Annotated in this window: 3 protein-coding genes; all 3 read right to left on the reverse strand. The window is 66.2% G+C overall.

Annotated features, from left to right (window positions below):
- Positions 1-294: 294 nt before the first annotated feature.
- A complete protein-coding gene (locus tag G4D87_RS35815) occupies positions 295-1,239 on the reverse strand; it encodes a Hint domain-containing protein (RefSeq protein WP_163787260.1) in 945 nt (314 codons plus the stop codon).
- Between the two features lie 36 nt (positions 1,240-1,275).
- Positions 1,276-2,613 carry an SBBP repeat-containing protein gene (locus tag G4D87_RS35820; RefSeq protein WP_163787261.1) on the reverse strand — a complete coding sequence of 446 codons (1,338 nt, stop codon included), beginning with the start codon at positions 2,611-2,613 and terminating at the stop codon, positions 1,276-1,278.
- A 12-nt stretch (positions 2,614-2,625) separates the two neighbouring features.
- Positions 2,626-3,268 (reverse strand): hypothetical protein (locus G4D87_RS35825; protein WP_205507858.1); only part of this gene is annotated, 643 nt, incomplete at its 5' end.

Below are 3,268 nucleotides of genomic sequence, written 5' to 3' on the forward strand. Positions count from 1 at the left end.
ACAGCTCCTCGACCATGATGAGCTTCTCCTCCATCCCCCCAGGCCCGCCAGCGGGAGCCGCGCTCGCGGCTCCGAGCGAGCCGCAGCAGGCGGTGAGGACGGCCAGGCCCATGATGCGTCTGTCTTTCTTCGGTGATAGCACTGTCATGATTTGCTCTTGTTGGAATCCGGCTGCGGACACGACAAAATCCGGTGCCCACCAGAAGCAGACGGGACCGGATGGATGGGGACAGGCTTTGTGAACAGCGGGGCCACCGGAGCGACAGGAAATGCGCTCCGGCGGCCGGGGTGCGGCTACTCGCCCGCGGGGACGAGGACTTCCGGCACGTTGTCGCGCAGAATCATCCGGTTCATCTCCTCGACGTACTCGCTCTGGAAGCGCTGCGAGCCATTGAGGTAGCCCTGGGCGACGATGATGTTGGACGTGAGGTCCTTCGTCACCGGGCGCACGTTGTAGGCGCGGGTGTACTCCCACTTCTTGTCCAGGGAGACGATTTCATCCGCCTTGCCGTGGCGGTCCACGAGGCTGTCACCCACCCCGATTTCGCGGGCCCGCTTGAGCGTGCCGTCCGGCGTGACGAGCGGGTGCTCGGTGGTGACGCGCAGCTCCCCGCCAGAGCGGGTGCGGAACGTGAGGATTTCCTGCTCCGTGGCGTCGCGGTCCAACGTGTAATGCTCGACCTTGTTGTCAAGGAACTCGACAGAGGCGAATGACGCCTCGGGCGAGAGCGTCACCAGGTCCGTCCGCCCGGACTCCAGCGCCTCGCGGATGCCCATGGCGCCATCAGACAGGAGGATTTTCTGGTCCGGCGTGTAGCAACCGGGCTCGCACACGCCGTCCATCTGGATGTGCGCGGGCTTGAAGTTGTAGGGAACGGAGGTCTGGATTTGCGTGCCCGTGTACGACGCCGTCGCGGTCCCATACGCCCCCGGTCCCTTCCAGGGCGTGTACATGTTGTTGGGGTCCACATAGACGGGGTACAGCCAATAGCCCATGGACACTGCCTGGTTGGCCTCGAGCGTGTAGCTCGAGTGCCAGTAGTTGTGGTCCAGCCCCCCCCACATCGTGATGCCATAGGGATTCTGCTGCTGCCAGCGCTTCGCCCAGCGTTGACGACCCTCGGCCTGATTCGCGGTGAGCTGATCGAACGTACACCGATATTCGTTGGGCGCCCACGCGGCGAAGGCCGATGACGACATCGCCAGTGAACCAATGACCGCGAAGATGGTCTTCTTCATGTCTTACCCCCTGCTGGTTGGTTGAAGAACGGCCTGCTACGGGCTCGTCGCGAACTGGACGACGAACACGTCCTGTCCACCCTGGTTGGGGGCCCCCAGGCTTCCGCGGGTCGTTCCCCATCCCAGAGCCATTCCTGAGCTGGTCATCACCACATCGCGCAGCTCGTCATCCGCGCTCGTCCCCCACTGCCAGGCGCGTGTCTGGTGGCCCCACCTGTCGAACCGGACGACGAACGCGTCGTGCCCGCCCTGGTTGGGGGCGTCCGTCATCGCCGCGGTCGTCCAGCCCGCCACATAGGCATTGCCCTCGCTGTCGACGGCGAGCCCCGTGGCAAGGCTGAGCTGGTTGGCCGGCCCGACGCGGCGCGTCCACTTGAGTTCTCCCGAAGTCGAGTAGCGCATCAGGAAGGCGTTGGGGATGCCGTCGTTTTCGACGAAGTTGGGGCGGCTCAGGTCGCTGTAGGAGAGCGCGAGCACGTAGATGCGGTCATTGCCGTCCTGGGCGACCGCGAGCGCCGCGTCGATGTCCGGCGTGCCCACCTGGGCGGTCCACTGCAGGTTCTGGGAACCGTCGAACTGGCGGATGAAGAGGTCCGTGGAGCCCATGGGCTGGGCGCCCAGGCGGCCTTGCGTCGACCCGACGACCCAGGTCCTCCCGCCCGGAGACACGGCGATTCCCTCGCCGCGGTCATGAGCCTGGTTCATGGAGCCGAAGACATCCTTGCGGACCTGTTGGCCCTGGTCGTCAACCTGGAGCAGCGTGACGTCGAAGCCATTGACGGGAGTCTCCAGCGTGGCCCCGGCGATGCCGATTCTTCCTTGCGGACGGAGCGCGGCGGAGAGGCCGTAGTCCTCCTCCTGTGTGCCGTGCTGGACGAGCCAGGAGCGCCGCCCCTCGTTGTCATACCGGGCCACGAAGACGTCCGCCCCCCCCGACGAGAACTGCCCCGGGAGCGAGTCTTGCGTGATGCCGACGACGTGCGCATGGCCCTCGCCGGTGACGACCACGTCCCGCGCGGCGTCCTCGCCCGGCGAGCCGAACTGGTGAACCCAGTTGAACTGCAGGAACGAGGAGAGCTTCACCAGGAAGACATCCTGCCCGCCGCCCTGCTCTCCCGGCTCTCCGAAGGCGCCGCCCGTGTTGCCTGAGAGGTACACGCTGCCTTCGGCGTCACGCCCGAGCGCCACCGCCTGGTCGTCGGCGTCCGTCCCGAACTGAAAGAGCACCTCCTCCGTGAGGGAGTTCCCGCAGCCTTCCGTCTGGAGTTGATTGAGGATGGGCTCGGCCGTGCCCAGCTCGGAGGATGGCGCGTGACAGCCACAGCCGAGCGAGGAGATACCAACGAGGATGCACCAACGCGAGAAGCTGGACATGATGAAGAGACCTCAGGGATTCGATGTCTGCTGTTGACGCGCGAGCGCCCAGAGCGCGTCGAACCTGACGCGGGCGTACTCGAGCAGGGGTTCGTAAGGGGTGCCTCGGGACTGCGCCAACAACTGCTCCGCCCGGGCCCGGTCGTTATGGAGGAGGATCATCATCATCTCCACCTTGTCTCCCGACAGCGAGCGCCGCACCTCCGGGTCCTGGGTGGCGCGGATGTTGCGTGCCATGACGAGCGACTCGACGGTGTCGAGCAGGTGCGCCCGCTCGGGATTGTCCTTCCATTCGAGCGCCATCCCCAGATACTCGACCCGGTACATCCGGCGGAATTGATTGTCGTCGCTGTAGGTCTGTTCGCTTTCAGCCAGCAGGTCCCGCCGCGCCACTTCAATCTGTTCGCGGTCCTTGTAGATGCCACGCAGCAGCTCCCGCTCCTCTGGTTTGAGCAGCACCTTGCGCTGCAACGTCCGGAACTGGGCCAGGTCGGGGTTGCCGGCCATCATCGCATCGCGCAAGTCGTCCACCCGGAGCCTCGGGCGCCGCTGCCCGGACTCGCCCGGCGCGGCCGGCTCGGAGATGACCACCGGCGTGGTCTCCTCCGTGGGCAGCTCCACGAGGGGCCGCGCGGCGGGTGGCGCGGAGGGAGCG

This window comes from Myxococcus vastator (assembly GCF_010894475.1).
In the GTDB taxonomy this organism is placed as follows: domain Bacteria; phylum Myxococcota; class Myxococcia; order Myxococcales; family Myxococcaceae; genus Myxococcus; species Myxococcus vastator.